General features: G+C 68.7%; 29 protein-coding genes. 8 read left to right on the top strand and 21 right to left on the bottom strand.

The genetic code is table 11. The features are described from left to right. Positions 1-11 precede the first annotated feature (11 nt). From BN948_RS00375 to BN948_RS00430, 12 genes are all read right to left on the bottom strand, one after another. A complete protein-coding gene (locus tag BN948_RS00375; protein WP_009518799.1) occupies positions 12-1,091 on the bottom strand; it encodes a MucB/RseB C-terminal domain-containing protein in 1,080 nt (359 codons plus the stop codon). Continuing rightward, positions 1,091-1,750 (bottom strand): sigma-E factor negative regulatory protein, encoded by a 660-nt coding sequence (locus BN948_RS00380; RefSeq protein ID WP_009518797.1) that lies wholly within the window; start codon positions 1,748-1,750, stop codon positions 1,091-1,093. The genes BN948_RS00375 and BN948_RS00380 overlap by 1 nt, the downstream gene beginning before the upstream one ends. Before the next feature lie 28 nt (positions 1,751-1,778). Next, positions 1,779-2,420 carry an RNA polymerase sigma factor RpoE gene (gene rpoE / locus BN948_RS00385; RefSeq protein WP_035619959.1) on the bottom strand — a complete coding sequence of 214 codons (642 nt, stop codon included), beginning with the start codon at positions 2,418-2,420 and terminating at the stop codon, positions 1,779-1,781. 55 nt (positions 2,421-2,475) lie between these two features. Next, positions 2,476-2,925, bottom strand: coding sequence for a hypothetical protein (locus tag BN948_RS00390; protein ID WP_009518795.1), 450 nt, complete (start codon positions 2,923-2,925; stop codon positions 2,476-2,478). Positions 2,926-2,929: 4 nt separating this feature from the next. After that, positions 2,930-4,174, bottom strand: a complete 1,245-nt coding sequence (gene fabF / locus BN948_RS00395) for a beta-ketoacyl-ACP synthase II (RefSeq protein WP_009518794.1) — start codon at positions 4,172-4,174, stop codon at positions 2,930-2,932. Positions 4,175-4,181: 7 nt separating this feature from the next. Further along, a complete protein-coding gene (acpP, locus tag BN948_RS00400; protein ID WP_009518793.1) occupies positions 4,182-4,421 on the bottom strand; it encodes an acyl carrier protein in 240 nt (79 codons plus the stop codon). Between the two features lie 74 nt (positions 4,422-4,495). Then, a complete protein-coding gene (gene fabG / locus BN948_RS00405; protein WP_009518792.1) occupies positions 4,496-5,257 on the bottom strand; it encodes a 3-oxoacyl-ACP reductase FabG in 762 nt (253 codons plus the stop codon). 14 nt (positions 5,258-5,271) lie between these two features. Further along, entirely contained in the window at positions 5,272-6,222 is a 951-nt protein-coding gene (gene fabD, locus BN948_RS00410; RefSeq protein WP_009518790.1) for an ACP S-malonyltransferase, read from the bottom strand. A 46-nt stretch (positions 6,223-6,268) separates the two neighbouring features. After that, a complete protein-coding gene (locus tag BN948_RS00415) occupies positions 6,269-7,246 on the bottom strand; it encodes a beta-ketoacyl-ACP synthase III (protein WP_009518789.1) in 978 nt (325 codons plus the stop codon). A 10-nt stretch (positions 7,247-7,256) separates the two neighbouring features. Continuing rightward, the gene (plsX, locus tag BN948_RS00420; RefSeq protein WP_009518788.1) at positions 7,257-8,318 is read right to left on the bottom strand and encodes a phosphate acyltransferase PlsX; all 1,062 of its coding nucleotides are present in this window, start codon (positions 8,316-8,318) and stop codon (positions 7,257-7,259) included. A gap of 125 nt (positions 8,319-8,443) precedes the next feature. After that, positions 8,444-8,626: a 50S ribosomal protein L32 gene (rpmF, locus tag BN948_RS00425; RefSeq protein WP_009518787.1), complete on the bottom strand. Its 183-nt coding sequence runs from the start codon at positions 8,624-8,626 to the stop codon at positions 8,444-8,446. Between the two features lie 150 nt (positions 8,627-8,776). Further along, positions 8,777-9,346 carry a YceD family protein gene (locus BN948_RS00430; RefSeq protein ID WP_009518786.1) on the bottom strand — a complete coding sequence of 190 codons (570 nt, stop codon included), beginning with the start codon at positions 9,344-9,346 and terminating at the stop codon, positions 8,777-8,779. A 34-nt stretch (positions 9,347-9,380) separates the two neighbouring features. Between BN948_RS00430 and BN948_RS00435 the strand changes: the two genes are divergently transcribed. Beyond that, the gene (locus tag BN948_RS00435; RefSeq protein ID WP_009518785.1) at positions 9,381-9,980 is read left to right on the top strand and encodes a Maf family protein; all 600 of its coding nucleotides are present in this window, start codon (positions 9,381-9,383) and stop codon (positions 9,978-9,980) included. Continuing rightward, the gene (locus BN948_RS00440) at positions 9,977-10,750 is read left to right on the top strand and encodes an SAM-dependent methyltransferase (RefSeq protein WP_009518784.1); all 774 of its coding nucleotides are present in this window, start codon (positions 9,977-9,979) and stop codon (positions 10,748-10,750) included. Before BN948_RS00435 ends, BN948_RS00440 begins: the two co-directional genes overlap by 4 nt. A 7-nt stretch (positions 10,751-10,757) precedes the next feature. Here the strand turns inward: BN948_RS00440 and galU are convergent, their stop codons facing one another. Beyond that, positions 10,758-11,645: a UTP--glucose-1-phosphate uridylyltransferase GalU gene (gene galU / locus BN948_RS00445; protein ID WP_009518783.1), complete on the bottom strand. Its 888-nt coding sequence runs from the start codon at positions 11,643-11,645 to the stop codon at positions 10,758-10,760. A 122-nt stretch (positions 11,646-11,767) separates the two neighbouring features. Between galU and BN948_RS00450 the strand changes: the two genes are divergently transcribed. Both BN948_RS00450 and galE read left to right on the top strand, forming a co-directional pair. Further along, on the top strand, positions 11,768-13,207 hold the full coding sequence (locus BN948_RS00450; protein WP_009518781.1) for a mannose-1-phosphate guanylyltransferase/mannose-6-phosphate isomerase: 1,440 nt from the start codon (positions 11,768-11,770) through the stop codon (positions 13,205-13,207). Continuing rightward, positions 13,204-14,235 (top strand): UDP-glucose 4-epimerase GalE, encoded by a 1,032-nt coding sequence (gene galE, locus BN948_RS00455; RefSeq protein ID WP_009518780.1) that lies wholly within the window; start codon positions 13,204-13,206, stop codon positions 14,233-14,235. The genes BN948_RS00450 and galE overlap by 4 nt, the downstream gene beginning before the upstream one ends. Here galE and BN948_RS00460 read toward each other — a convergent pair. The 7 genes from BN948_RS00460 to xdhC form a co-directional block, all read right to left on the bottom strand. Continuing rightward, positions 14,223-15,263 carry a S49 family peptidase gene (locus tag BN948_RS00460; RefSeq protein WP_009518779.1) on the bottom strand — a complete coding sequence of 347 codons (1,041 nt, stop codon included), beginning with the start codon at positions 15,261-15,263 and terminating at the stop codon, positions 14,223-14,225. The two genes, galE and BN948_RS00460, sit on opposite strands and share 13 nt — an antisense overlap. Then, a complete protein-coding gene (locus BN948_RS00465) occupies positions 15,211-15,591 on the bottom strand; it encodes a Rieske (2Fe-2S) protein (RefSeq protein ID WP_009518778.1) in 381 nt (126 codons plus the stop codon). The genes BN948_RS00460 and BN948_RS00465 overlap by 53 nt, the downstream gene beginning before the upstream one ends. Before the next feature lie 13 nt (positions 15,592-15,604). Next, positions 15,605-16,270 (bottom strand): HAD family hydrolase, encoded by a 666-nt coding sequence (locus tag BN948_RS00470; RefSeq protein WP_009518777.1) that lies wholly within the window; start codon positions 16,268-16,270, stop codon positions 15,605-15,607. 4 nt (positions 16,271-16,274) lie between these two features. Next, positions 16,275-17,123: an S-formylglutathione hydrolase gene (gene fghA, locus BN948_RS00475; protein ID WP_009518776.1), complete on the bottom strand. Its 849-nt coding sequence runs from the start codon at positions 17,121-17,123 to the stop codon at positions 16,275-16,277. Further along, the gene (locus BN948_RS00480; protein ID WP_009518775.1) at positions 17,123-18,229 is read right to left on the bottom strand and encodes an S-(hydroxymethyl)glutathione dehydrogenase/class III alcohol dehydrogenase; all 1,107 of its coding nucleotides are present in this window, start codon (positions 18,227-18,229) and stop codon (positions 17,123-17,125) included. Before BN948_RS00480 ends, fghA begins: the two co-directional genes overlap by 1 nt. Before the next feature lie 101 nt (positions 18,230-18,330). Then, a complete protein-coding gene (locus BN948_RS00485; protein WP_035619964.1) occupies positions 18,331-19,527 on the bottom strand; it encodes a urate hydroxylase PuuD in 1,197 nt (398 codons plus the stop codon). A 138-nt stretch (positions 19,528-19,665) separates the two neighbouring features. Next, positions 19,666-20,493: a xanthine dehydrogenase accessory protein XdhC gene (gene xdhC / locus BN948_RS00490; protein WP_009518770.1), complete on the bottom strand. Its 828-nt coding sequence runs from the start codon at positions 20,491-20,493 to the stop codon at positions 19,666-19,668. Positions 20,494-20,633: 140 nt separating this feature from the next. Here xdhC and BN948_RS00495 point away from each other — a divergent pair, with 140 nt between their 5' ends. Further along, positions 20,634-21,101 carry a hypothetical protein gene (locus BN948_RS00495; protein WP_238327218.1) on the top strand — a complete coding sequence of 156 codons (468 nt, stop codon included), beginning with the start codon at positions 20,634-20,636 and terminating at the stop codon, positions 21,099-21,101. A 375-nt stretch (positions 21,102-21,476) separates the two neighbouring features. On the opposite strand, the gene uraH is transcribed toward BN948_RS00495, so the two are convergent. Further along, complete coding sequence (gene uraH / locus BN948_RS00500; RefSeq protein WP_009519996.1) at positions 21,477-21,830, bottom strand: hydroxyisourate hydrolase; 354 nt, start codon at positions 21,828-21,830, stop codon at positions 21,477-21,479. 71 nt (positions 21,831-21,901) lie between these two features. On the opposite strand from uraH, the gene BN948_RS00505 reads away from it, so the two are divergent. From BN948_RS00505 to uraD, 3 genes are read left to right on the top strand one after another with little or no spacing between them, the layout of a single operon-like run. Further along, positions 21,902-22,576 (top strand): GntR family transcriptional regulator, encoded by a 675-nt coding sequence (locus BN948_RS00505; protein ID WP_009519994.1) that lies wholly within the window; start codon positions 21,902-21,904, stop codon positions 22,574-22,576. Beyond that, positions 22,573-23,520: an allantoinase PuuE gene (puuE, locus tag BN948_RS00510; protein ID WP_009519993.1), complete on the top strand. Its 948-nt coding sequence runs from the start codon at positions 22,573-22,575 to the stop codon at positions 23,518-23,520. Before BN948_RS00505 ends, puuE begins: the two co-directional genes overlap by 4 nt. Positions 23,521-23,524: 4 nt before the next feature. After that, on the top strand, positions 23,525-25,306 hold the full coding sequence (gene uraD, locus BN948_RS00515) for a 2-oxo-4-hydroxy-4-carboxy-5-ureidoimidazoline decarboxylase (protein ID WP_009519992.1): 1,782 nt from the start codon (positions 23,525-23,527) through the stop codon (positions 25,304-25,306). The last annotated feature ends 2 nt before the right edge of the window (positions 25,307-25,308 follow it).

Consider the following 25,308-nt stretch of genomic DNA (forward strand, 5'->3'; position numbering starts at 1 on the left):
TTGGTCAGGCTTCATCGGATCCGTTCGAGGGCATCAGCGAAACGCCGCAGGGTCGAGGTGGGCACCTCGCCCAACGCCGTCACCCAATGGTCGCCCACGCGACGGCTGACGGAATGCGTGGCACCCATGGCCACCTGTTCTTCGCTGCCATGGCGCTGCGCGTCGTAGGGCTCAACGAACAGCGACACGGACGCCAGGCCATCGGAAAACACCCACTGCATGGGCGCCTGCCCCGGCGACACCGAGCCGCCGGCCACTTCTCGCGTGTGACAACTCATGGCACTGAAGCCGGGGATCGGCTCTTTCAATTGCCAACCCTCTGCCTGCGGCGTCGTCTTGCGCAGTGCGGGCTTGACGACGTCGTAGCCCCGCGTGTCCTTCATCAGGCGCGCGAGCTTGTCCATGCTCACGGGTGCGTCGAGCTGCAGTTCGGAGAACGCCACCTGCTCCAGCACCTGGCCTTGCGCGCCGAGCGTCTGTAGCTTCACGATCAGGCCGGTTTTCTTCTCAGACCAGATGCGGTAGCCGAAGCGCCACTCGTCGCGCGGCACGATCTCCACCATGTCAGCCATGTGCCCTGCCACGCGCTGAGCACCCACTTCGCGGGCACCGTAGTACTGGGCGACGGCGCTTGCTGGCGTGCGCAGCATGTCGGGGAAGACGCCGAGCGACTCGCGCTTCTCGACCATGGCCGTGCGGGTTTCGGGCTCGAAGGTGATCACCTCGCTATTGCGGCGGATGGTGGTGCGCGGCACGCCGGTGAGCGTCTCCACGCGCTCCATCTGCTGCGTACCATCGCACACATGCCAGATCTTGGAGGCCGACATCGCGCTGCCGGAACTGACGACCAGCGTGCCGATGTAGGAGCGCTGGCGAGACGCCTCGTGCATGCGCGCGAGCCATTCGGTCACACTGCGCGCCGGGGCCACCCCAGGCGACACCGCCCCTTGAGCCAGTGCCGTCCCGCCCCAGCCACCGGCACAGGCCAAGACGATGAGAGCGGCACCCAATCGACGCAACCGCGGCGCGCGGATGTGGCAGACCCTGGAATGCGCGGTGGTGGGGTGAGCGGTCGTCATGGGCGCGGCCATCAGCGTGCGTCCGTGTCGTAGGTGGCGTTGCGAATGAAGCCGGTCGAGGACTGGAACGCCGACATGCCGCCGTGCTGGCGGTGCTGGGACAGCAGGCGCTCAAGAGCCGGGTCGCGGATCAGCTTGCCTTGCGAAGTGGATACCACCACCGGCCGGGTGGGCATGGCGGCCACGGGAGCCGCAGACTGCGCCTCTGCGAGGGTGGTCGCCGGCGCGGTCGTGCGCTCCTGGGCGATCACAGGCCCCTGGTTGCCGCCAGGGGTACCCGTCAGCACGGTCCAGCCAACGGCGGCCACCGCCACCACGCTGGCCAGGCCTGACACCATCTTCCAGCGGAACAGGGCGTCGTTCGCGGCGGGTCCGCGCACGGCGCGAACCGGCATTGCCTCGGCATCGGCCGCGGGCTTGTGCTCGGCGTCGAGACGCTGGTTCAGCTCAGCCAGGAAATCCCGGGGCGCGCGGGCCGGCAGTACCGCCCCCTCGCCACGCAGCACTTCACCGATGAGCTGATAGCCGCGCCACTGGGCCAGGGGTTCGTCGCTCGCGCGACAGTGCGCGAACAGAGCGTCGAGTTCGTGCATGTCCAGGCGACCATCGCACAGGGCCGACACGTGGTCGGCACCCTGAAGGGCCGGATCGGGGAAAGTGAACTGGTTCATCGGGGCAACCTCTGCGTGACTGACCAACTCACCAGCGCTTGCCCGACTGACGGTCGAGCAAGGGCTTGATGCGAGTGGAAATGGCTTCGCGCGCCCGGAAGATGCGGGAACGCACGGTGCCAATAGGGCATTCCAGTGCTTGGGCGATCTCTTCGTAACTCAGGCCTTCGATCTCGCGCAGGGTAATGGCCATGCGCAGTTCCTCGGGCAAGGCCTCCATCGCGGCGTTGACCGCGTTGGCGATTTCCTTGCTCGCCAACACCGCTTCAGGCGTCTCGGTGTCGGCTATGTTCGCGTTTAGTTCGCGCTCCGGGGCGGAAGTTTCATCGTCTTCAGCTCCCTTTAGCTGCGATTGGAAGACCAGCGGGTCGCGCTTCAATTCCATCAGCTGCTTCTTCGCGGTATTTACCGCGATCCGGTACAGCCAGGTGTAGAACTGGGCGTCCCCGCGGAACTGGGCGAGGGCCCGGTAAGCTCGAATGAAGGTTTCCTGGGCGATGTCCTGGACCAGGTCGGAATCGCGCACCATGCGGCCTATAAGGCGTTCGACGCGGCGCTGGTACTTGATGACCAGCAGGTCATAGGCGCGGCGTTCGCCGGCCAGGGTGCGTTGCACCAGCATGACGTCGCTGTCGGGCGGCGGCGGAGCGGTGTGGTCTTCCGTTGTCATGCGCGCGGGACTATACCCCATGCCCCTGTCGCCTTCGGGGAGCTTTGGCACGGGTTCAGCCGAGCCGATCGGATGCCAAGGCGCGGCGCAAGGCCGGCCAGTCGGCGGGTGCGCGAGCGCGCTCCACCCACACCCAGACGGGTACGCCGGCCGCCCCTTTCAGGCGCAGCAGCATGCGACTTTGCAAATCCAGCGCCGGCTGCGCGGCATCAAGCTCGAGACCCTCATCCGAACCGTTCAGAACCCAGCGCCAGGCGCCGCCCTGCCCTGGCGCGCCGCTGAATCGCAACAGCCCAGTGGGCTGGTGCCGGTCATTGCGCGCCGCCCAGACCATCCAGACCAGCCCCGCCCCAGCCAGCGGGAGCCAGGCTTTCGGTGGCAGCGTGGCGGCCATCCAGGCCCCGGTCAGCGTCACGCCCAGCGCCAACGCCGTCAGCACACCTCCCCAGAAACGGCAACGCCCCACCGGGTACGAAACCGACGGGGCGTTGCGCGAGCCGATCAAGTGATCAGACCCGCTTGAACACCAGGGTGCCGTTGGTGCCGCCGAAGCCGAAGTTGTTCTTCACCGCGACGTTCACTTCCCGGTCACGCGCCGTGTTGGCGCAGTAGTCGAGATCGCACTCGGGATCCTGGTTGACGAGGTTGATCGTCGGCGGGATCTGCTGGTGCTGGATGGCCAGCACGGTGAAGACGCTCTCGATACCCCCGGCACCGCCGAGCAAGTGCCCAGTCATGGACTTGGTGGAGCTCACCACCATGCGCTTGGCGTGGTCGCCCAGCGCCGCCTTGATGGCGTTCGACTCGTTGATGTCCCCCAGGGGGGTGGAAGTACCGTGCGCGTTGAGGTAGTCCACCTCGTCCGTGTTGACGCCGGCGTTGCGCAGGGCGTTGAGCATGGCGCGGCGGGGGCCGTCCATGTTGGGGGCGGTCATGTGGCCGGCGTCAGCACTCATGCCGTAGCCCGCCACTTCGGCGTAGATCTTCGCGCCGCGCGCCTTGGCGTGCTCGTATTCCTCGAGCACCATGACACCCGCGCCCTCGCCAAGCACGAAGCCGTCACGATCCTTGTCCCAGGGACGGGAAGCGGCCGCGGGGTCGTCGTTGCGGGTTGAGAGGGCACGCATCGCAGCAAAACCGCCCACGCCCAGCGGCGACACCGTCGCCTCCGAGCCACCCGCCACCATCACGTCGGCATCGCCGTACTCGATCTTGCGGGCGGCCTCACCGATGCTGTGCAGACCGGTGGTGCAGGCCGTGACGATGGCGATGTTCGGGCCCTTGAAGCCGAAGCGCATCGACACATGGCCCGAGATCATGTTGATGATCGAGGCCGGCACGAAGAACGGCGAGATGCGGCGCGGGCCGCGGTTGGTCAACTCGGTGTGGGTTTCCTCGATCAGCGGCAGGCCACCGATGCCCGAGCCGATGATGCAGCCGATGCGTGTGGCCATTTCTTCATCCAGTGCCTCGCCCGTGGGCAGGCCGGAATCGACCACGGCCTGATGCGCCGCGGCAATACCGAAGTGGATGAAGGTGTCCATCGTGCGCGCCTCCTTGGCGCTCATGTAGGACTCCAGCTGGAAACCCTTGACTTCTCCCGCGATGCGACACGCGAAGTTCGACGGGTCGAACCGGGTGATCGTGGAGATGCCGGAACGCCCGGCCAAGAGGTTGGCCCAGGCGTCGGCCACCGTGTTGCCCACGGGGCTGATGCAACCCAGGCCGGTCACGACAACGCGACGACGGCTCATGGGGCAATCAGGCTTTCTGGTGCTTCAGCGCGTAGTCGATGGCGTGCTGCACCGTGGTGATTTTCTCGGCTTCTTCGTCGGGGATCTCGATGCCGAACTCGTCTTCGAGGGCCATCACGAGTTCCACCGTGTCCAGCGAGTCGGCGCCCAGGTCGGCCACGAAGGCTTTTTCGCTGCTGACCTGACCTTCTTCCACGCCGAGTTGTTCGGCAATGATTTTCTTGACGCGTGCTTCGATATCGCTCATAGGTCCCTCAAAGGGTGGGTTGGAATGCAGGGCGGCATTTTAGCCGGGGGACGGGGCCGCGGCCCCGGGGGAGATCAGGCCATGAACATGCCGCCGTTGACGTGCAGTTCCTGGCCAGTGATGTAGGCGGCGCGCGGGCTGGCCACGAAGACCACGGCGTGCGCGATGTCCGAGGGCTTGCCCAGGTGTCCCAGGGGGATCTGAGACAGCAGCGCTTTCTGCTGTTCCTCGGGCAGGGAGGCGGTCATGTCGGTTTCGATGAAGCCTGGGGCAACGCAGTTCACCGTGATGTTGCGGCTGCCCAGCTCGCGCGCCAGCGCGCGGGTCATGCCGGCCAGCCCGGCCTTGGCGGCCGCGTAGTTGGCTTGCCCCGCATTGCCCGAAGCGCCCACCACGCTGGTGATGCTGATGATGCGGCCATAGCGCTGCTTCATCATGGGGCGCATGACGGCGCGGCTGAGCCGGAACACGGCCTTGAGGTTGGTGTCGAGCACGGCGTCCCAATCCTCGTCCTTCAGACGCATGGCGAGCATGTCGCGCGTGATGCCCGCGTTGTTGACGAGGACATGCAGGGCTCCGTGCGCCTTGATGACCTCGTCGATGAGCGCCTCGGCGGCCTTGGCGTCGTTGACGTCGAGCACCGCACCCCGGCTGCCGGCGCCGGCAGCGTCAACGGCCTTGAGCGCCGCGTCGATCTTCGCCGCGCCGTCGGCGCTGGTGGCGGTGCCGACCACGGTGAGACCCTGCAGGGCGAGTTCGTGCGCGATGGCCGCGCCGATGCCGCGCGACGCGCCGGTCACCAGGGCCACCTGGCCCGCGAATTTCACGTCCGTCATGTTGTTCTCCTCGTTCAGGCCAGCAGGGCCTTGACCTCGGTCAGCGTGGCCGGGTCGTACAGGGCAGCGCCCTGGATGTTGGCGTCGATGCGCTTGGTCATGCCGGCCAGCACCTTGCCGGGGCCGCACTCGACGATGGCGTCGATGTCGCGCGCGCGCATGGCCTGCACGCATTCCACCCAGCGAACGGGCCCGAAGGCCTGGCGGTACAGCGCGTCGCGAATGCGGTCGGCGTCGGACTCGACGGCCACGTCGATGTTGTTGATCAAAGGGATGCTGGGCGTGGCCAGGGCCACCCCGGCCAGCTTCTCGCGCAGGCGCTCGGCCGCCGGCTTCATGAGGCTGGAATGGAACGGCGCCGACACGGGCAACGGCAACGCTCGCTTGGCGCCGTTGGCCTTGAGCACCTCGCAGGCCTTCTCGACAGCGGCCTTGCTGCCGGCGATTACGGTCTGTGCGGGATCGTTGAAGTTCACGGCCTCCACCACCTCGGCGCTGCCGGCGCCGAACGTGGCCTGCGCCTCGGCGCAACCGGCCCTCACGCGCTCGGCGTCCATGCCCAGGATGGCGGCCATCGCACCCGTGCCGACCGGCACGGCCTCTTGCATGGCCGCCGCGCGAAAACGCACCAGCGGTGCGGCGTCGGCCAGAGTGAGCACTCCGGCGGCCACCAGCGCGCTGTACTCACCCAATGAGTGACCCGCCACGGCCGACGGCAGCGCCCCACCCTCGGCACGCCACACACGCCAGGCGGCCACGCCGGCCACCAGCATCACGGGCTGAGTGTTGGTGGTCAGGCCCAGGGCTTCCTTGGGACCTTCGTGGATGAGCCGGCCGAGGTCTTCGCCCAGGGCGTCGGACGCCTCGCGCAAGGTGTCAGCGACAACGGGGTGATCGCCCCAGGCATCGAGCATGCCCACGGACTGCGAGCCCTGACCGGGGAAAACAAAAGCGAACGGTTTCATTCTTGTGTGCTTGCTGGCCAGCGGCGCGCGGCGCCGCGGCGTTCGTTCAGTAGTCGAGCAGGACCGCACCCCAGGTGAACCCCCCGCCCACGCCTTCGAGCATGAGGGTGTCGCCCCGCTGCACGCGCCCCGAGCGCACCGCGTGATCGAGCGCCAGCGGGATGGATGCGGCCGAGGTGTTGCCGTGCTCATCGACGGTGACGATGAGCTTTTCCAGCGGCAGGTGCAGCTTCTTCGCGGCCCCCTGCATGATGCGGATGTTGGCCTGGTGCGGTATCAGCCAGTCGATGTCGGTGTCCGCGCGGCCGGCCTTGTGCAGCACGTTGCGCGCCGCGCGGTCCAGCACAGTGACGGCCAGGCGAAAGACCGCCTGCCCGTCCATCTTGAGCAGCGGCTGGCCCGAGGCCTGGCCGCCGGACACATGCCCCGGCACGCACAGGATGCCCACGTGCTTGCCGTCGGCGTGCAAGTCGCTCGCCAGCAGGCCGGGCGTGTCGGAGGCTTCCATCACCACGGCGCCCGCGCCATCGCCAAACAGCACGCAGGTGGTGCGGTCGTTGAAGTCGAGCAGGCGCGAGAAGATCTCGGTTCCGATGACCAGGGCCTTGCGCGCCGTGCCGCTGCGGATCATCGCGTCGGCCACGGTGATGGCGTAGACGAAGCCGCTGCAGACGGCCTGCACATCGAAGGCCGGACAGCCCGCGACACCGAGCTTGTGCTGGATGATCGCGGCGGTGGACGGAAACACCATGTCAGGTGTGGACGTCGCGACGATGATGAGGTCGATGTCCTTGGCCGTGAGGCCGGCCGCGTCCAGCGCGGCGCGCGCGGCGTCGGCACCCATGTCGCTCGCGAACACGCCGTCGTCGGCGAAGTGGCGGGCCCGGATGCCGGTGCGCTCGATGATCCACTGGTCGCTGGTCTCGATGCCCTTGGGCGCCAGCATCGCCACCATGTCGTCGTTGGTCAGGCGGCGCGGCGGCAGATGGCTGCCCGTGCCGGTGATGCGGGAATAAGCGCTCATGCGGAGGGAATCAGATGGTCGGAATGCCGCCGCGTTCGCTGATGGTCGTATCGGGCGACAGCAGCGGCTGGGCGCGGGCAATGCGTTGTCTCACGTTGTCGAGCAGGCCGCGGGAGGCGGCATCATACGCGCGGGCCAGGGCTTGTTCGAACGCGAAGGCATCCGCCGAGCCATGGCTCTTGAACACCAGGCCCTGCAGGCCCAGCAGGGCGGCGCCGTTGTAGAGGCGGTGGTCGGCGCGCTGGCGGATGGCGTTGAGCACCGGCAAGGCCACCGCCGCCGCCAGCTTGCGCCACACGTTGCGCGTGAACTCCTCGCGGATGAATCCGGCAATCATCGAGGCCACGCCTTCGCTCGCCTTGAGCGCCACGTTGCCCACGAAGCCGTCGCAGACCACGATGTCGGTGGTGCCCTTGAAGATGTCGTTGCCCTCCACGTTGCCGTGGAAGTTCAGGTCGCCCGCGGCGGCGGCCTGGCGCAGCAATTGCCCGGCCTGCTTGATCACCTCGTTGCCCTTGATGACTTCTTCGCCGATGTTGAGCAAGCCCACCGAGGGGTCGTCGCGCCCGGTGGCAGCGGCCACCAGAGCCGAGCCCATTACCGCGAACTGCAGCAGGTGTTCGGCCGTGCAATCGACGTTGGCGCCAAGATCGAGCACGGTGGTGGCGCCCCCGCGCGCGTTGGGCATCCGGGTGGCGATGGCGGGTCGCTCGATACCGTCCAGCGTCTTGAGCAGATAACGCGCGATCGCCATCAGGGCCCCGGTGTTGCCGGCCGACACCGCAGCCTGCGCGTGACCGTCCTTCACCTGCTGGATCGCCACGCGCATGGACGAATCCTTCTTGCGACGCAGGGCGACTTCGATCGGGTCGCTCATTTCGACGACCTCGGACGCGGCCACGACGGTGCACCGCTCATGGTCCTTCAGCCGGGGCCAGTCGCGCAGTGCGTCGGCGCGCCCCACCAGCAGCAGGCGCGCCTGGGGATGGCTGGCCAGGAAGGCCTCGCAGGCGGGCATGGTCACGGCCGGCCCGATGTCTCCCCCCATGCAATCCACAGCGATGGTGATCATCTCGACTTCTCGCGGGGCGCGCTCGGCGACCTTGTTCTAATGAAAAAGGCCCGCATGCGGCATGCGGGCCCGTGTCTCCGTGGCCAGCGGACGCGCGCAAGCGCGCCCGGCGGGCAGCCCGTGGATCAGGCTTCGGACTTGTTCTTGAGCACCTGACGGCCGCGGTAGAAGCCGTTGGGGCTGATGTGGTGGCGCAGATGCACTTCGCCGGTGGTGGGTTCGACGGCGGTGCCCGGGGTGGTCAGCGCGTTGTGCGAACGGTGCATGCCCCGCTTGGAGGGCGACTTCTTGTTTTGCTGGACAGCCATGTTGGGCTCCTGGAAGGCGTTGGTGAGGATTCGAGGGCGTCATCGGCTGAAACACGGCGTGGAAACCACGCGCTGCCCGGCCCATCAGGCCCGCCCTGGCGCAAAGCCAAGCATTATAGCCCGAGTCTTCCCCCTGCGGCTGATCGCTGTTCACGACCGACCCTTGAGCTTGGCCAGGCTGGCGAACGGGTGCGGGCGCTCACTGCCAGAGCCCTCCCCCTCCTCAGCCTGCGTGCCGACGCCATCGGGCAGGGGTTGCGGGCATCTCTCGTGCACGGGCACCAGGGGCAAAGACAGGATGAGCTCGTCCTCGACGACCTCGATCAGGCTGGGCCGCGGCTCCAGCGCGAGCAGGTCTTCCTCGCTGTCGTCGTCCTGCGCCTCCGCCGTGGCCTCGTCGGCCACGAAGCGGAACCAGCGGTCCACCTCGATGGGGGTCTGCACGGGGCCCAGGCAGCGCTGGCAGGTCAGGGGCACGCAGGCCTCGGCGCGCAGGTGCAGCCAGGCCTGCGGCGCGCCGCCGGACGGCCCGGCGCGCATCTCGCCCTCGGCGCTCCATCGCACACGCTCCTGGGCGTCAGCGGGCGCATGCAGATCGCTCGCGAGGCGCCGGAAATCCGCGAGCGGCGGATCACCATCGAGTCGGGCGCCCGCCTGGGCGAAGCGCAGCGCGTCCAGGCGCTGCGGATTGAAAACGGACGTGGGGGGCTTGCTGGCCATCGGGGCATTCTAGGCAGGCCCTGACAATACGCCCATGAGCAACACCCCCTCCCCCACCCGGGCCGTGGTCCTGGGATCGACATCCCGCTATCGGCGTGAGTTGCTGCAGCGCCTGGGGCTGCCCTTCGAGGTGGCCGCGCCCGAGGTCGATGAAACCCCACTGCCCGATGAAACGCCGGCCGCCATCGCGCAACGCCTGGCGTTGGCCAAGGCCCGTGCCGTGGCCGAGCGCTTCCCCGAAGCGGTGGTGATCGGCAGCGACCAGGTGGCCGACCTGGCCGGCGAGCCGCTGGGCAAGCCCGGCACGCATGAACGCGCCGTGCAGCAGTTGCACCGCATGCGCGGACAGACCGTGGTGTTCCAGACCGCACTGGCCGTGGTGTGCCGTGCCAGTGGCTTCGAACGCCAGGACATCGCACCCGTGCGCGTGGTGTTCCGGGACCTCGACGACGGCGAGATCGAGCGCTACCTGCGCGCCGAACAGCCCTACGACTGCGCGGGCAGCGCCAAGAGCGAGGGGCTGGGCATCGCGCTGCTCGAGCGCATCGACAGCGACGACCCCACCGCCCTGGTGGGGCTGCCGTTGATCCGCACCTGCCAGATGCTGCGCGCCGCCGGCGTGCGCCTGCCGTGACGTCGGGCAGGCTGTACCTGGTGCCCACGCCGCTGGACTTCGGCGTGGCCGACAGCGCGGCGGCGCTGCCCGACCTGCTGCCGGGCGAGACCCTGGCCGTGGCCAGCCGGCTCACGCACTGGATCGCCGAGAACGCCAAGAGCGCGCGCGCCTTTCTCAAGCGCGTGGACGCGGCCACGGGCCTGGCCGCGCCGCTGCAAGAACAGCGGATCGTGGAACTGCCCCGGCAGGCACACAAGCGTGGCGACCATACGCAGGACGATCAGGCAACTCGCGACTGGCTCGCGCCCGCGCTACAGGGCCACGACATCGGCCTGCTCAGCGAGGCCGGCATGCCCGCCATCGCCGACCCGGGCAGCAGCGTGGTGCGCGCCGCGCACGCCATGGGTTTGCGCGTGTGCCCGCTGGTGGGCCCGGTGTCGCTGATGCTCGCGCTCGCGGGCAGCGGCCTCAACGGCCAGCACTTCGCCTTCGTGGGCTACGTGTCGCAGGACGCCGCCGAACGCGGCAAACGCCTGCGCGAGCTGGACACCCTGGCCACGCGCAGCGGCCAGGCGCAGATCCTCATCGAAACGCCCTACCGCAACGCGGTCCTGCTGCGCGCGCTCATCGATGCACTGCAGCCCGCCACGCGCCTGGCCGTGGCCAGCGGGCTGGCGCTGCCCGCGCAACGCATCCGCAGCGCGCGCGTGGCCGATTGGCGGCGCGACCCCTCGCTCGCGGCCGATCTGCCGCTGGACCTGCCGGCCGTGTTTCTCTTCGGCCCTTGAACGGGCCTCAGCCCTGGATGCGCTGCAGGTGCGCGCGCACCGCGCCGCTCAACTCGGGGTTGGCCAGCGCCAGATCGATCGTGGCCTCCAGGAAGCCTTCCTTGCTGCCGCAGTCGTAGCGCTTGCCTTCGTAGCGGTAGGCCTGCACGCGCTCCTTGCCGATCAGCGCCGCAATGCCGTCGGTGAGCTGGATCTCGCCACCCGCGCCGCGCGGTTGCTGGCGGATGCTCTCGAACACCGCCGGCGTGAGGATGTAACGCCCGGCCACCGCCAGCGTGGACGGCGCCTTCTCCGGCGCGGGCTTTTCCACCATGGCGAACACCTCGGCCAGGGCGGTGTTCGCGCCGTGCACGTCGACCACGCCGTAGCGTTTGGTCTCGGCGCGCGGCACGTCCTGCACGGCCAGCACCGTGCCCGGGCTGCTTTCGTAGGCCTTGACCATCTGCGCCAGCACCGTGGGCCCGCCCGTGAGCTGGTCCTTGCCCAGCATCAGGTCATCGGCCAACAGCACCGCGAAGGGCTCGTTGCCCACCATGCGCTCGGCGCACAGCACCGCATGGCCCAGGCCCAGCGCGCGCGGCTGGCGCACGTAGAAGCAGTCCATGTCGTCGGGCTTGATGGAGGTCACCAGGTTGAGCAACGCACCCTTGCCGGCCGCTTCCAGCTCGGTCTCCAGCTCGTAGGCCACGTCGAAGTGGTCCTCGATGGCGCGCTTGTTGCGGCCGGTGACGAAGATCATCTCGCGGATGCCGGCCTTGTAGGCCTCTTCCACGGCGTACTGCATCAGCGGCTTGTCCACCACCGGCAGCATCTCTTTGGGAATGGCCTTGGTGGCGGGGAGGAACCGGGTGCCGAGACCGCCCACGGGAAATACGGCTTTACGAATCGTCGTCATGTCTTGCAATGCTCCCGAGCGATTTGTCAAACAAGCTGCCCATAATACCCACGGCCCGTGACCGCGCCCCTGCGCGACACCGCACCGCCGCTTCGCGCGCGGTCCTTCCGGAAACAAAACGCATGAAGATCACACCCGTCATCCTGTGCGGCGGCTCGGGCACCCGCCTGTGGCCCTTGTCCCGCCAGAGTTTTCCGAAGCAGTTCGTCCCGCTGGTGGGCAACAAGTCTTTACTCACGCTTACCTTGGACCGCGTGGCCTGGAGCGGCCAGCCCGCCCTGTGCGTGGCGGCCGACGAGCACCGCTTCCTGGTGGCCGACGCCATCGAATCGGGCGGCCACGGCGGCACCCTGCTGCTGGAGCCGGCCGCGCGCAACACCGCCGCCGCCATGGCCCTTGCCACGCTGCAGGCTCTGCGCGATGGCGACGACAGCGGCCTGCTGCTGTTCTGTCCTGCCGACCACCACATCCCCGACGCCGTGGCCTTCGCCGACACGGTGCAGCAAGGCGTGGCCGCCGCGCAGGCCGGTGCCATCGTCACCTTCGGCGTGATGCCCAGCTTCCCCAGCACGGCCTACGGCTACATCGCGCAAGGCGATGCGCGCGCCGACGGCAGCCGCCGCGTGGCCCGCTTCATCGAGAAGCCCGCCGCCGAGGCCGCGCAGGCCCTGCTGCTGCAAGGCAACGTGCTGTGGAACGCTGGCATCTTCCTGGCCAGCGCGTCCACGCTGAAGGCCGCGCTGCAACGCCACGCCAACGACATCTGGACCGCCTGCGAGCAGGCCATGGCCGCGCCCAAAGAGGAAGCCGTGGGCCGCTGCCGCTTCGTGCGCCCCGCGGCCGAGCCCTTCCTGGCCTGCCGCTCGCAGAGCATCGACTACGCCGTGATGGAGCCGCACGACGACGTGGCCGTGGTGCCCTTTCAGGGCCAGTGGAGCGACGTGGGCAGTTGGAACGCCGTGGCCGACCTCGCACCCGCCGACGGCAACGGCAACCGCGTGCAGGGCCAGGGCCATGCGCTGCGCGCGGCCAACACCTTCATCCACGCCCCGCACCGCCCCGTGGTGGCCCTGGGCACGCACGACCTGCTCATCATCGACACGCCCGACGCCCTGCTGGTGGCCCAGCGCGACCACGCCGAGCAGGTGAAGGACGTGGTGGCCCACCTGGCCAAGAGCGACGTGCCGCAGGCCGCCACGCACCGCCGCGTGGCGCGGCCCTGGGGCTGGTACGACAGCATCGACATGGGCGCGCGCTTCCAGGTCAAGCGCATCGGGGTCAAGCCCGGCGCCTCGCTCAGTCTGCAGAAGCACCACCACCGCGCCGAGCACTGGATCGTCGTGAAGGGCACGGCCGAGGTCACACGCGGGCAGGAGGTGTTCCTGCTGTCCGAGAACCAGTCCACCTACATCCCCATCGGCGAGGTGCACCGCCTGCACAACCCCGGCAAGATGGAACTGGAAATGATCGAGGTGCAGTCCGGCGCCTACCTCGGCGAGGACGACATCGTGCGCCTCGAGGACATCTACGGCCGCGAGCCCAAACCCCAGACCGCCAAATGAAGATCCTGCTCACCGGCGGCGCCGGCTACATCGGCAGCCACACCGCCGTGGCGCTCGTCGAGGCCGGCTACGCGCCCATCGTGCTCGACAACTTCGCCAACAGCCACCCGGTGGTGATGGAGCGCCTGCAGCGCATCACCGGCCAGGCCTTGCCGCTGGAGCGCGGCGACGTGCTCGACACGCCCTGGCTCACCGACGTGTTGCGCCGCCACCGCCCGGTGGGCGTGGTGCACTTCGCGGGCGACAAGGCAGTGGGCGAAAGCGTGGCCGACCCGCTCAAGTACTACCGCAACAACCTGGGCGGCGCCACCAGCCTGCTGCAGGCCATGTCCACCGTGGCGGCCGACGACCCCTCGCTGCCGCCCACGCTGGTGTTCTCCAGCAGCGCCACGGTCTATGGCGACCCGGTGCGTGTGCCCATCACCGAGGACTTCGCGCGCAGCCACACCAACCCCTATGGCCACACCAAGCTGGTCATCGAGGACATGCTGAGCGCGCTGCAGACCGCACAGCCACACTGGCGCATCGGCACGCTGCGCTACTTCAACCCGGTGGGCGCACATCGGAGCGGCCTGATCGGCGAGGACCCGGCCGGCATCCCCAACAACCTCATGCCCTTCGTGGCCCAGGTAGCGGTGGGCGCGCGCGAGCACCTCAACGTCTTCGGCGACGACTACCCCACACCCGACGGCACCGGCGTGCGCGACTTCATCCACGTGATGGACCTGGCGCGCGGCCACGTGGCGGCCATCCAGGCCCTGCTGGGCCGGGGCGAGAGCTTCACCGTGAACCTGGGCACCGGGCGCGGCCACAGCGTGCTTGAGGTGGTGGCCGCCTTCGAGAAGGCCAGCGAGCGGCCCGTGCCCTACCGCGTCACCCCGCGCCGCGCGGGTGACGTGGCGCAGTGCTGGGCCGACCCCTCACTGGCGCGCCAGTTGCTGGGCTGGCAGGCGCGCCACACGCTCGACGAGATGTGCGCCGACGCCTGGCGCTGGCAGCGCCAGAACCCGAACGGTTACCGCAGCTGAACGCCGGCTGATTGTGCGGCCTTGAAAACGCCTTCGCCGATGCTGGCGCCGAACTGGCGCGCCAGACGCAGGCCCAGGTTCTCGCGCTGGGTGTAATCCACCACTTCCTCGGCCTTGATCACCTCGCGCGCCACGAAGTCGAGGTTGCCCAGACCGTCGGCCAGGCCGTTGGTGACGGCCTGCTGGCCGCTCCACACCAGGCCGGTGAAGGTATCGCCGTTCTGCTTGAGGCGCTCGCCGCGGCCTTGCTTCACCACATCGATGAACTGCAGGTGGATCTCGTCCAGCATGGCCTGCAGGTAGGCCTTCTGGGCCTCGTCCTGCGGGCTGAAGGGGTCGAGCATGGCCTTGTTCTCGCCCGCCACCATCAGGCGTCGCTCGATGCCCAGCTTGTCCATCAGCCCGGTGAAGCCGAAGCCGTCCATCAGCACACCGATGCTGCCCACCAGGCTGGCCTTGTCGACGTAAATGTCGTCGGCCGCCGCGGCGATGTAGTAGGCCGCCGAGGCGCAGGTTTCTTCCACCACGGCGTAGACCTTCTTCTCGTGCAGGCCCTTCAGGCGGCGGATCTCGTCGTTGATGATGCCGGCCTGCACGGGGCTGCCACCCGGCGAATTGATGAGCAGCACGATGCCCTGCGCGCCCTCGTCTTCGAAGGCCTGGCGCAGCGCGGGAAGCACGTACTCGGCGCTGGCCTCGGCACCGGCCGCAATGGTGCCTTCGATCTCGATCACGGCGGTGTGCGGCGTGGTGGTCTGGGTGCTGGCCATGCCTTCGGCCTTGACCGCGAGCCAGACGACGGCACCGATGACCAGCAACCAGAACAGGCGGAAGAACAGCTTCCAGCGGCGCGCGGCGCGCTGCTCCTTGATCTGCGCGAACAGCAGTTTCTCGATGGTTTCGCGTTCCCAGCCGGTGCCGGCGGAGCGGGGGGTGGCGGCGGTGTTGAAGTCCTCGTTCACGACGGGCTCTCTTTCAGAATTCCACAGGCTTGAGATGGTACTGGGCGCGCCAGTGCACGACGCCATCGTGCTCCACGAGTTCGATCTTGAAGAGCCCGCCGCGGCAGGGTCCGCCCCGGCATTCGCCGTTCCCGGGGTCATACACCGCGCCGTGCGTGGCACACAGCAGCCAGCGCGCGCTGTCGTCGAAGAAGTGGTCGGGCTGCCAGTCCAGCTCCATGGCCACGTGGGTGCAGCGGTTGAGGTAAGCGTGCGCCTGGCCCTGGTAGCGGATGGCGAAGGCCCGGCAGGTCTGGCCGGCGTAGTTCACGTCGAAGGACACGCCCTTGCCGCCATCGACCAGATCGCGGCTGTGGCACAGCGGGTGAAGGTCGTCGTCGGGTGCGGGCGCCATGGCGTGGGCCTCCTCAGGCGTGTTCGCTCAGCCAGTCGTGCAGTTCAGCCACCGAATGCGCCACGAAGCGCGGCCCCAGGGCGTGGAAGGCGTCGGGCTCGTGCGCGCCGTAGCTCACGCCCACGCTCGCGCAGCCGGCGTTCACTGCCATCTGCAGGTCGTGCGTGGTGTCGCCAATCATCAAGGTGCGATCGGGCTCGACGCCGAACTCGCGCATCAGTTCGTTGAGCATCACCGGGCTGGGCTTGCCCGCCGTTTCGTCGGCCGTGCGCGAGCCGTCGAACACGCCATGCAATTCCACCGTGCGCAGCACCTCGTCCAGCCCGCGCCGGCTCTTGCCCGTGGCCACGGCCAGCCAGTGGTGCCGCGCCTTGAGCGCCTGCAGCATGGTCAGCACGCCGTCGAACAGGCTCAGCTCGTTCTGACTGGCCAGGTAGTGGTGGCGGTAGCGCTCGCCCAGGCGCGGGTACAGGTCGGGTGGCACGTCCGGCGCGGCGTGCGCCAGGGCCTGCATCAGGCCCATGCCGATGACGTAGCTGGCCTGCGCCTTCGTGGGCACGGTGCCGCCCACGTCGGCTACGGCCAGCTGGATGCAGCGCGCGATCATGGCAGTGGAGTCGTACAACGTGCCATCCCAGTCGAAAGCGATGAGGTCGTAGGTGCGGCTCATGGGGCTCATGGGATCAGCCCAGCTTCTCGAGCGTTCGGTGGTGGTGCCGCAGGTGATCGGCCATCACGCTCTGGATGAAGTAGTAGCCGTGGTCGTAGCCATCGTGCCAGCGCAGCGCGAGCGGCTGGCCAGCGGCGCGGCAGGCATCCTCCAGCTTGTCGGGGTGCAACTGCTCGGCCAGGAACTGGTCCGCTCGACCCTGGTCGATCAGCATCAGCGGGCAGCGCTTGCCCGCCTTGATGAGTTCGGTGGCATCGTGCTCCGCCCAGCGGGCACGGTCCTCACCCAGGTAGCCGGTGAAGGCCTTCTCGCCCCAGGGGCACTGAGTGGGCGCGGCAATCGGCGCGAAGGCCGAAACGCTCTGGAACAGCGCCGGGTGGCGCAGCGCGAGCGTGAGCGCGCCATGGCCGCCCATCGAATGGCCGAACACGCCAACGCGATCGCGGCGCAGGGCGAAGCGCTCGAACACCAGCGCGCGCAGCTCCTCGACGATCCAGCTCTCCATGCGGAAGTGGTCCGCCCAGGGCGCTTGTGTCGCGTCGAGGTAGAAGCCCGCGCCGTGGCCGAAGTCCCAGGCGGCGCTGGCGCCATGAATGCCGGTGTCGCGCGGGCTGGTGTCGGGCGTGACGATGGCCAGGCCCAGCTTGGCCGCCAAGCGCTGCGCGCCGGCCTTGATGGCGAAGGTCTCTTCCGTGCAGGTCAGGCCCGCCAGGTAGAACAGCACGGGCACGGGGCCTTTGGCGGCCTGCGGAGGCAGGAACACGCCGAAGCGCATGGGCAGGCCGATGGTGGCCGATTCATGCCGGTAGAAGCCCTGCACGCCGCCGAAGCAGCGGTGCTCGCTCAGCGTTTCCACGGCCATCAGAACTCCACCACCGAGCGGATCGACTCGCCGCGCTTCATCAGCGCGAAGCCTTCGTTGATGTCCTCCAGCTTGAGCTTGTGCGTGATGAGGTCGTCGATGTTGATCTTGCCGTCCATGTACCAGTCCACGATCTTCGGCACGTCGGTTCGCCCGCGCGCACCGCCGAAGGCCGAGCCTTCCCACTTGCGGCCGGTGACGAGCTGAAACGGCCGGGTGCTGATCTCGGCGCCCGCCTCGGCCACGCCGATGATGATGCTGCGGCCCCAGCCCTTGTGCGTGCACTCCAGCGCCTGGCGCATCACCTTGGTGTTGCCGATGCACTCGAAGCTGTAATCCGCGCCGCCGTCGGTGAGCTGCACGATGGCGTCGACGATGTTCTCGTGGTCCTTGGGGTTGAGGAAGTGCGTCATGCCGAACTTCCTCGCCATCGCCTCGCGCTCGGGGTTGAGGTCGATGCCGATGATCTTGTCGGCACCCACCATCTTCGCGCCCTGGATCACGTTCAGGCCGATGCCGCCCAGGCCGAAGACGACCACGTTGGCGCCCGCCTCCACCTTGGCGGTGAACAGCACCGCGCCGATGCCGGTGGTGACGCCGCAGCCGATGTAGCAGACCTTGTCGAAGGGCGCGTCGGGGCGGATCTTGGCCAGTGCGATCTCGGGCACCACCGTGTGGTTGGCGAAGGTGCTGGTGCCCATGTAGTGCAGGATGGGCTTGCCGTCCAGGCTGAAGCGGCTGGTGGCGTCGGGCATCAGGCCCTTGCCCTGTGTGCCGCGGATGAGCTGGCACAGGTTGGTCTTGCGGCTCAGGCAGAACTTGCACTGGCGGCACTCGGGCGTGTACAGCGGAATGACGTGGTCGCCCTTCTTGAGCGATGTCACGCCCGGGCCCACGTCCACCACGATGCCCGCGCCCTCATGGCCCAGGATGGCGGGGAACAGACCTTCCGGGTCGGCGCCCGAGAGCGTGTAGTAGTCGGTGTGGCAGATGCCGGTGGCCTTGATCTCGACCAGCACCTCGCCGGCCTTCGGCCCTTCCAGATCCACGGTTTCGATGGTGAGGGGGGCTCCGGCCTTCCAGGCCACGGCGGCGCGCGTCTTCATGTGCGGTCTCTCTCGGGTGATGTTGATGCGGTGGGAACACCCGCGAGATTAACCCGCCCTCCATGCCCCAGCCCCGCCGCCGGGCATGGGGGCCGGCCGGTTCACTCGGTGGGCGCGCCCGCGCGGAACCACTCGCCGATCAGCGCGCGCTCCTCATCGGTGATGCCCGTGGCGTTGTTGATGGGCATGGTCTTGCTGACCACCGCCTGCTGGTACACGGCCTGCGCGTGGCGTTTCAGCTCCGCCGGGCTGTCCAGCCGCACGCCCTTGGATTGCAGGGCCTCGCCGTGGCACATGGCGCAGCGCTGCGCCACCACGGCCTGCACCTGGGCCGCGCTCACCGCCGGCCGCGCCGCCACCGGCGCCGGCGGCGCGGGCTTGAGCCACACGATCACCCCGATGAGCACCACCACGCCCGCTGCCGCGTATTTCCAGGGGTGCGGGTTGCGGCCCAGCTTGAAACCGTGACGCAGCACGAAGAACTGCCGGATCGCCGCGCCCGCGGCCATCATGGCGATCAGCACCCAGCCGTTGTGCGGATTGGCGTAGGTAAAGCTGTAGTGGTTGCTGAGCATGGCGAACAGCACCGGCAACGTGAAGTAGGTGTTGTGCACGCTGCGCTGCTTGCCGCGCTGGCCGTGGATCGGGTCCACCGGCTGGCCGGCCTTGAGCGCGGCCACCACCTTGCGCTGGCCCGGAATGATCCAGAAGAACACGTTGGCGCTCATGGCCGTGGCGATCATCGCGCCCACCAGCAGAAAGGCCGCGCGCCCCGCGAACAGCGAGGTCGCCAGCAGCGCCGCGACCACCACGAGCAACGCCACCGCAGCGCCCACTTTGGCGTCACCGTTCTTCGTCTGCCCCAGCGTGCGGCAGATGGCGTCGTAGGCCAGCCAGAACACCACCAGAAACGCCAGCGCGCTGGCGATGGCCACCGGCGGCGACCAGTCGAAGACCTGCGGGTCGATCAGGTAGACGCTGGGGCTCCACAAATAGGACACCAGGAACAGCGCGAAGCCCGAGAGCCAAGTGGAGTAGCTCTCCCAGAAGAACCAGTGCAGATGCCCCGGCAGCTGCGGTGGCGACACCGCGTACTTCACCGGGTGGTAGAAGCCGCCGCCGTGCACGGCCCACAGCTCGCCGGTGGCGCCCTCGCGGCGCAGCGACTCGTCCTCGGGCGTGGTGAGGCTGCTGTCGAGGAAGACGAAGTAGAAGGAAGAGCCGATCCAGGCGATGGCAACGATGACGTGCAGCCAGCGCAACAGCAGATTGGCCCAGTCGAGCAGGTAGGTTTCCATGGCACCTCGTTCAGGGGACGTGGGGTCCCGTTTTTCGACTCACCACCGCGGGCGCTCTGAGCCGACCGAGGGCCGCGATACGCAGTGCGTTGTTGCACCGGCTCCGCTGCGACCACAGACGGCCCGCAGTGTAGCGGCTCACGCTGAGCTTGCGGGTTCGTTCGACGTCATCAGCAACAACTGCGCCACCACCGCCGCCGCGATCACCGCCGGTGCCTTGCCGCTGATGCCGGGCAGGCCGATCGGGCAAGTCACGCCCGCGAGCTCGGCCTCGGTGAAGCCGCGTTCCAGCAAGCGGTGGCGGAAGGTGGCCCACTTGGTGCGGCTGCCGATCAGCCCGATGAAGCCGAGGTCGCCCCGCTCGCGCTGGCGGCGCAGGCAGGCGGCCACGATGTCCAGGTCCTCGGCGTGCGAGAAGCTCATGATCAGCACCAGCGAGCCGCTCGCCAGCTCAGGCACGGCCCCCTGCACCGGCTCGGAGTGCTCGGCCACCACACCGTCGGGCAAGGGATCGGGGAACACCTCGTCGCGGCTGTCGATCCAGGTAATGGCGAAGGGCAGCGGTGCCAGCGCGCGCACCAGCGCGCGGCCCACGTGGCCCCCGCCAAACAGCGCCACAGCGTGGCGCGCCGCGCCCAGGCGCTCGCTCAGGGCTTCGGCGTCGGCAGCCTCCACCAACTCATACGAAAGTTCCAAAGCACCTCCGCAGCACTGACCCAGGCTGGGCCCCAGCGTGACCGATTGCACGGAGGCTTCCACCGCGCGTCGCGCCAGCATCTCGCGCGCGCGGCGCATCGCGTCCCATTCGAGGCGTCCGCCGCCGATGGTGTCGATGGTGTCGTTCTCGAACACCGCCATCCAGGTGCCGGCCTCACGGGGCACCGAGCCGCGCGAGGCGCGCACCGTCACCAGCACGGCGGGCTCGTCGCGCAAGCGGCGAAGGAAGGTCTGCAGCTCACCCGCCATGTGTGGTGTCCATGTCGACAAAGCTGTATGGATCTGTAAGAGGACTCAAGGGCCGCCCAGTATCGGCCGTAGTGATTGGCACCGTGTGCGCTTTCGCACATACACTCCATCGGCCCCGCGGTATGGCTGGGCCGGCACCGTTGAGAGAAACGCATGAGCACCCGAGACAACTCCGCCGCCCCAGGCCGCTCCGACGCCCCCAAGGCATCCGCGCTGCGCTGGACCGGTCTGACGATTGCGGCCCTGCTGGCCGCCTGCGCGGCACCGTTGCCGCCTCGCCAACCGACTACCGCAAGGACGGCGCGCGGCACCTCTACGAGCGCAACGGCCACCGCATTTACAAAGGCAAGCTGCCGCCGCTGCTGCACGCGGTGGGTGTGCTGCAGGTCGAGGTCGACGACATCGGCGAGGTCAAGCAGGTGAGCTGGATGCGCGCGCCGAGTCACGCGCCGGATGTGATGCGCGAGATCGAGCGCACCGTTCGCGCGGCCGCGCCCTTCCCGGCTCCCGTCCGCATGGGGCGGGTCACGTACACCGAGGTGTGGCTCTGGGACAAGAGCGGCAACTTCCAGCTGGACACGCTGACCGAAGGACAGCGCAGCAAGTGATCTCCGTGGTTTGAGACGTTTTCGGGCCCGCTTCTTTGGCGGGCCTTTTTGTTTGTTTGCGCGGGTTTTCTCCGGGGGGGGCCGGTCATCGGCGCTCGGGTGTCCGGCTCCGCGACTGTCCCCCGGAACGGAGCGCTGGCGCGCTCCGTTCCTCCTCCTTTATGTCGCTACGCCGGACACCCGAGCGCCGACGACCTCGTTGGCACTCGGTCTGTTGGTGCGCCAACCGGCCTGTGGCTCGCGGACGCTGGGTGCCCTGCGTAGCGAAATAAAGGGGGAGGACGGCGCAGCCGTCCGGAGGACATTCGCGGAGCAGGGCACCCAGTGGCCGCGAGCCTCGCGAGGTGGTCGAGCGAAACGCCCAACGAAAGAAGCTCAACTCCCCCGATAAGTCGAATAAGCCCAGGGACTCACCAACAACGGCACGTGGTAGTGCTGATCCATCCGCGCCACCCCGAAGTCCAGCGCCACGCGATCGAGAAACCGCGGCTCCGGCAACTCCACACCAAGCGCGTCGAAGTAACCCTTCACCTCGAACACCAGCCGATACGTCCCCACCTTCAGCGACGCGTTGTCCAACAGCGCCCCGTCCGGGTTGCGCCCATCCGCATTCAGCGTGAAGCGCTTGATCAGCGTCGCCTGCTCACCCTGCGTGGCGTACAGAGCCACCTCCATGCCAGCGGCCGGGCAGCCGTGCATCGTGTCCAGAACGTGGGTGCTCAGGCCCATGGCGGTGTTCTCCTATGTCAGCGAGTTCGGTCGACCAAAAGTGTATACAGTTTGGCACGAATCTGGCTATCATGCACCGCATGGAAACGTCCAGCACGGCCCAGATCGTCGATGCGCTCACGCGCGCCATCGTGGAACACCGGCTACGCCCGGGCACCAAACTGGCCGAGCAGAAACTGGCCGACCACTTCGGCGTCTCGCGCACCCTGGTCAGACAAGCCCTGTTCCAGCTCTCGCAGAACCGCCTCATCCGCCTGGAGCCCGCGCGCGGCGCCTTCGTCTCCACCCCCTCGGCCGACGAGGCGCGCCAGGTCTTTGCCGTGCGCCGCATGCTCGAGGTGGAAATGACCCGCGCCTTCGTGCGCCAGGCCACCCCCGCCACGCTGCGCGCCCTGCGCGAGCACCTGGCGCAGGAGCGCCAGGCCGTGCAGCAGCAGGACGTGCCCGGCCGCACCGAACTGCTGGGCGACTTCCACGTGCGCATGGCCGAGCTCATGGACAACCGCGTGCTGGCCGAGCTGCTGCGCGACCTCATCTCGCGCTGCGCGCTCATCACCCTCATGTACCAGAGCAGCGAGGCCGCCGCCGATTCCTGCGACGAGCACGCCGCCATCGTCAAGGCCCTGGCCGCGCGCGACGAGGCCCTGGCCGTGCGCCTGATGGACGAGCACCTGCAGCACGTCGAGGCCAGCCTGGCCTTCGACCGGCCCCTGCCCGCGAACGAACTCTCATTGGCCCTGTCATGACCTACGACACCACCGCCCCCTACCCGCGCGACCTGATCGGTTACGGCCGCGACGTGCCACACGCCCGCTGGCCCGGCGGCGCGCGCATCGCCGTGCAGTTCGTCCTCAACTACGAAGAAGGCGGCGAGAACAGCGTGCTGCACGGCGACGACGCCTCCGAGCAGTTCCTCTCCGAGATGTTCAACCCCGCGGCCTACCCCGCGCGGCACATCAGCATGGAGGGCATCTACGAATACGGCTCGCGCGCGGGCGTGTGGCGCCTGCTGCGCGAGTTCGAGCGCCGCGGCCTGCCGCTCACCGTCTTCGGTGTGGCCCACGCGCTGCAGCGCCACCGCGAGGTGACGGCTGCCTTCGTCGAACTCGGCCACGACATCGCCTGCCACGGCCTCAAGTGGATCCATTACCAGAACGTGGACGAACTCACCGAGCGCGCGCACATGGCCGAAGCCATGCGCATCCTCACCGAGCTCACCGGCCAGCGCCCACTGGGCTGGTACACCGGGCGCGACAGCCCCAACACCCGCCGCCTCGTCGCCGACTTCGGCGGCTTCGAGTACGACAGCGACTACTACGGCGACGACCTGCCCTTCTGGATGAAGGTGAAGAAGAGCGATGGCAGCGACACGCACCAGCTCATCGTGCCGTACACGCTCGACTGCAACGACATGCGCTTCGCGCTGCCGCAGGGCTACTCGCACGCCGATCCCTTCTTCCAGTACATGAAGGACACGTTCGACGCGCTCTACGCCGAGGGCAACCCGAACGGCCTGGACCGGCCCAAGATGATGAGCATCGGCATGCACTGCCGCCTGCTCGGGCGGCCCGGGCGCATCACCGCGCTGCAGCGCTTCCTCGACCATGTGCAGTCGCACGACAAGGTCTGGGTGGCGCGGCGGCTGGACATTGCGCGCCACTGGCGCGCCCAACACCCGCTCGCTGTCTGACGCCATGGCCCTCACGCTCGACACCTTCAACGCCGCCGCGCCCGCCGAGGCCCTGCGCCTGCTCGACGGCCTGTACGAACACTCGCCCTGGGTGGTGGAGCGCGCGCTGGCCCGGCGCCCCTTCGCCAGCCTGGCCGCGCTCAAGTGGGCGCTGGTGCAATCGGTGGCCGGCGCCACGCGCGAGGAGCAACTCGCGCTGATCCGTGCCCACCCCGAACTCGCGGGCAAGGCCATGGTGGCCAACACGCTCACCACCGAAAGCACGGGCGAGCAGAGCCGCGCCGGCCTCACGCACTGCTCGCCCGAGGAGTTCGCCGCGCTGCAGCAGCTCAACGCCGACTACAACGCACGTTTCGGCTTCCCCTTTATCCTGGCGGTGCGCGGCCCGCGCGGCAGCGGGCTCACGCGCCAGCAGATCATCGCCACCTTCCAGCGCCGCCTGCACAACCCGGTGGACTTCGAGCGCGAGGAGGCCCTGCGCAACATCCACCGCATCGCCGAGATCCGCCTGGCCGACAAGTTCGGCGCCGAGCCCGTGCTGGGCCACCACGTGTGGGACTGGCACGACAGCCTCGCGCAGCACAGCGACCCGGGCTTCAAGGAGCAGGGCCAGCTCACCGTCACCTATCTCACCGACGCGCACCAGGCCTGCCAGAAGGAACTGACGGCGCGCATGCGCGAGTGCGGCTTCGACGAGGTCTCGATCGACGCGGTGGGCAACGTGGTGGGCGTGTACCACGGCGCCACGCCCGACGCGAAGCGCCTGCTCACCGGCAGCCACTTCGACACCGTGCGCAACGGGGGCCGGTACGACGGCCGCCTGGGCATCTTCGCGCCCCTGGCCTGCGTGCAGCGCCTGCGCCAGGCCGGCCGACGCCTGCCCTTCGGCATCGAGGTGGTGGCCTTTTCAGAAGAGGAAGGCCAGCGCTACAAGGCCACCTTCCTCGGTTCCGGCGCGCTCACGGGCGACTTCAACCCCGCGTGGCTGGAGCAGACCGACGCCGACGGCATCGCCATGCGCGAGGCCATGCGCGCCGCCGGCCTGCCCGGCACGCTGGACGCCATTGACGCGCTGCGCCGCGACCCGGCGCGCTACCTCGGCTTCGTCGAGGTGCACATCGAGCAAGGTCCCGTGCTCAACGAGATGGGCCTGCCGCTGGCGGTGGTCACCTCCATCAACGCCGGTGTGCGCCACGTGGGCGAGGTCATCGGCATGGCCAGCCACGCCGGCACCACGCCCATGGACCGCCGTCGCGACGCCGCCTGCGCCGTGGCCGAACTCGCGCTCTACATGGAACGCCGCGCCGCGCAGGACGGCGACTCGGTCGCCACCATCGGCCTGCTCAACGTGCCCGGCGGCTCCATCAACGTGGTGCCCGGGCGCTGCCAGTTCTCGCTCGATCTGCGCGCGCCCAACGACGACCAGCGCGACGCGCTGGAGCGCGACGTGCTCGCCGAGCTCAGCGCCATCTGCGAACGCCGTGGCCTGGGCCAGCGCCTGGAGCGCACCATGGCCGCCTCGGCCGCGCCCAGCCACCCGGCCTGGCAGACGCGTTGGGAGCAAGCCGTGGCCGCGCTGGGCCTACCGGTGCACCGCATGCCCAGCGGCGCCGGGCACGACGCCATGAAGCTGCACGAGGTGATGCCGCAGGCCATGCTGTTCGTGCGCGGCGAGAACAGCGGCATCAGCCACAACCCCCTGGAAAGCAGCACCAGCGACGACATCGAGCTGTGCGTGCGAGCCTTCGAGCATCTCCTCAATCAACTGGCCGTCGATCCCCTCTGACC

The sequence above is a fragment of the Hydrogenophaga intermedia genome (assembly GCF_000723405.1).
Classification (GTDB): Bacteria; Pseudomonadota; Gammaproteobacteria; order Burkholderiales; family Burkholderiaceae_C; genus Hydrogenophaga; species Hydrogenophaga intermedia.

Coding starts and splice junctions, on each gene's coding strand:
- BN948_RS00375 (WP_009518799.1), bottom strand. CDS start 1,091: ATGGCCGCGCCCATGACGACCGCTCACCCCACCACCGCGCATTCCAGG.
- BN948_RS00380 (WP_009518797.1), bottom strand. CDS start 1,750: ATGAACCAGTTCACTTTCCCCGATCCGGCCCTTCAGGGTGCCGACCAC.
- rpoE (WP_035619959.1), bottom strand. CDS start 2,420: ATGACAACGGAAGACCACACCGCTCCGCCGCCGCCCGACAGCGACGTC.
- fabF (WP_009518794.1), bottom strand. CDS start 4,174: ATGAGCCGTCGTCGCGTTGTCGTGACCGGCCTGGGTTGCATCAGCCCC.
- acpP (WP_009518793.1), bottom strand. CDS start 4,421: ATGAGCGATATCGAAGCACGCGTCAAGAAAATCATTGCCGAACAACTC.
- fabG (WP_009518792.1), bottom strand. CDS start 5,257: ATGACGGACGTGAAATTCGCGGGCCAGGTGGCCCTGGTGACCGGCGCG.
- fabD (WP_009518790.1), bottom strand. CDS start 6,222: ATGAAACCGTTCGCTTTTGTTTTCCCCGGTCAGGGCTCGCAGTCCGTG.
- BN948_RS00415 (WP_009518789.1), bottom strand. CDS start 7,246: ATGAGCGCTTATTCCCGCATCACCGGCACGGGCAGCCATCTGCCGCCG.
- plsX (WP_009518788.1), bottom strand. CDS start 8,318: ATGATCACCATCGCTGTGGATTGCATGGGGGGAGACATCGGGCCGGCC.
- rpmF (WP_009518787.1), bottom strand. CDS start 8,626: ATGGCTGTCCAGCAAAACAAGAAGTCGCCCTCCAAGCGGGGCATGCAC.
- BN948_RS00430 (WP_009518786.1), bottom strand. CDS start 9,346: ATGGCCAGCAAGCCCCCCACGTCCGTTTTCAATCCGCAGCGCCTGGAC.
- BN948_RS00435 (WP_009518785.1), top strand. CDS start 9,381: ATGAGCAACACCCCCTCCCCCACCCGGGCCGTGGTCCTGGGATCGACA.
- galU (WP_009518783.1), bottom strand. CDS start 11,645: ATGACGACGATTCGTAAAGCCGTATTTCCCGTGGGCGGTCTCGGCACC.
- BN948_RS00450 (WP_009518781.1), top strand. CDS start 11,768: ATGAAGATCACACCCGTCATCCTGTGCGGCGGCTCGGGCACCCGCCTG.
- galE (WP_009518780.1), top strand. CDS start 13,204: ATGAAGATCCTGCTCACCGGCGGCGCCGGCTACATCGGCAGCCACACC.
- BN948_RS00460 (WP_009518779.1), bottom strand. CDS start 15,263: ATGGCGTCGTGCACTGGCGCGCCCAGTACCATCTCAAGCCTGTGGAAT.
- BN948_RS00465 (WP_009518778.1), bottom strand. CDS start 15,591: ATGGCGCCCGCACCCGACGACGACCTTCACCCGCTGTGCCACAGCCGC.
- BN948_RS00470 (WP_009518777.1), bottom strand. CDS start 16,270: ATGAGCCCCATGAGCCGCACCTACGACCTCATCGCTTTCGACTGGGAT.
- fghA (WP_009518776.1), bottom strand. CDS start 17,123: ATGGCCGTGGAAACGCTGAGCGAGCACCGCTGCTTCGGCGGCGTGCAG.
- BN948_RS00480 (WP_009518775.1), bottom strand. CDS start 18,229: ATGAAGACGCGCGCCGCCGTGGCCTGGAAGGCCGGAGCCCCCCTCACC.
- BN948_RS00485 (WP_035619964.1), bottom strand. CDS start 19,527: ATGGAAACCTACCTGCTCGACTGGGCCAATCTGCTGTTGCGCTGGCTG.
- xdhC (WP_009518770.1), bottom strand. CDS start 20,493: ATGGCGGGTGAGCTGCAGACCTTCCTTCGCCGCTTGCGCGACGAGCCC.
- uraH (WP_009519996.1), bottom strand. CDS start 21,830: ATGGGCCTGAGCACCCACGTTCTGGACACGATGCACGGCTGCCCGGCC.
- BN948_RS00505 (WP_009519994.1), top strand. CDS start 21,902: ATGCACCGCATGGAAACGTCCAGCACGGCCCAGATCGTCGATGCGCTC.
- puuE (WP_009519993.1), top strand. CDS start 22,573: ATGACCTACGACACCACCGCCCCCTACCCGCGCGACCTGATCGGTTAC.
- uraD (WP_009519992.1), top strand. CDS start 23,525: ATGGCCCTCACGCTCGACACCTTCAACGCCGCCGCGCCCGCCGAGGCC.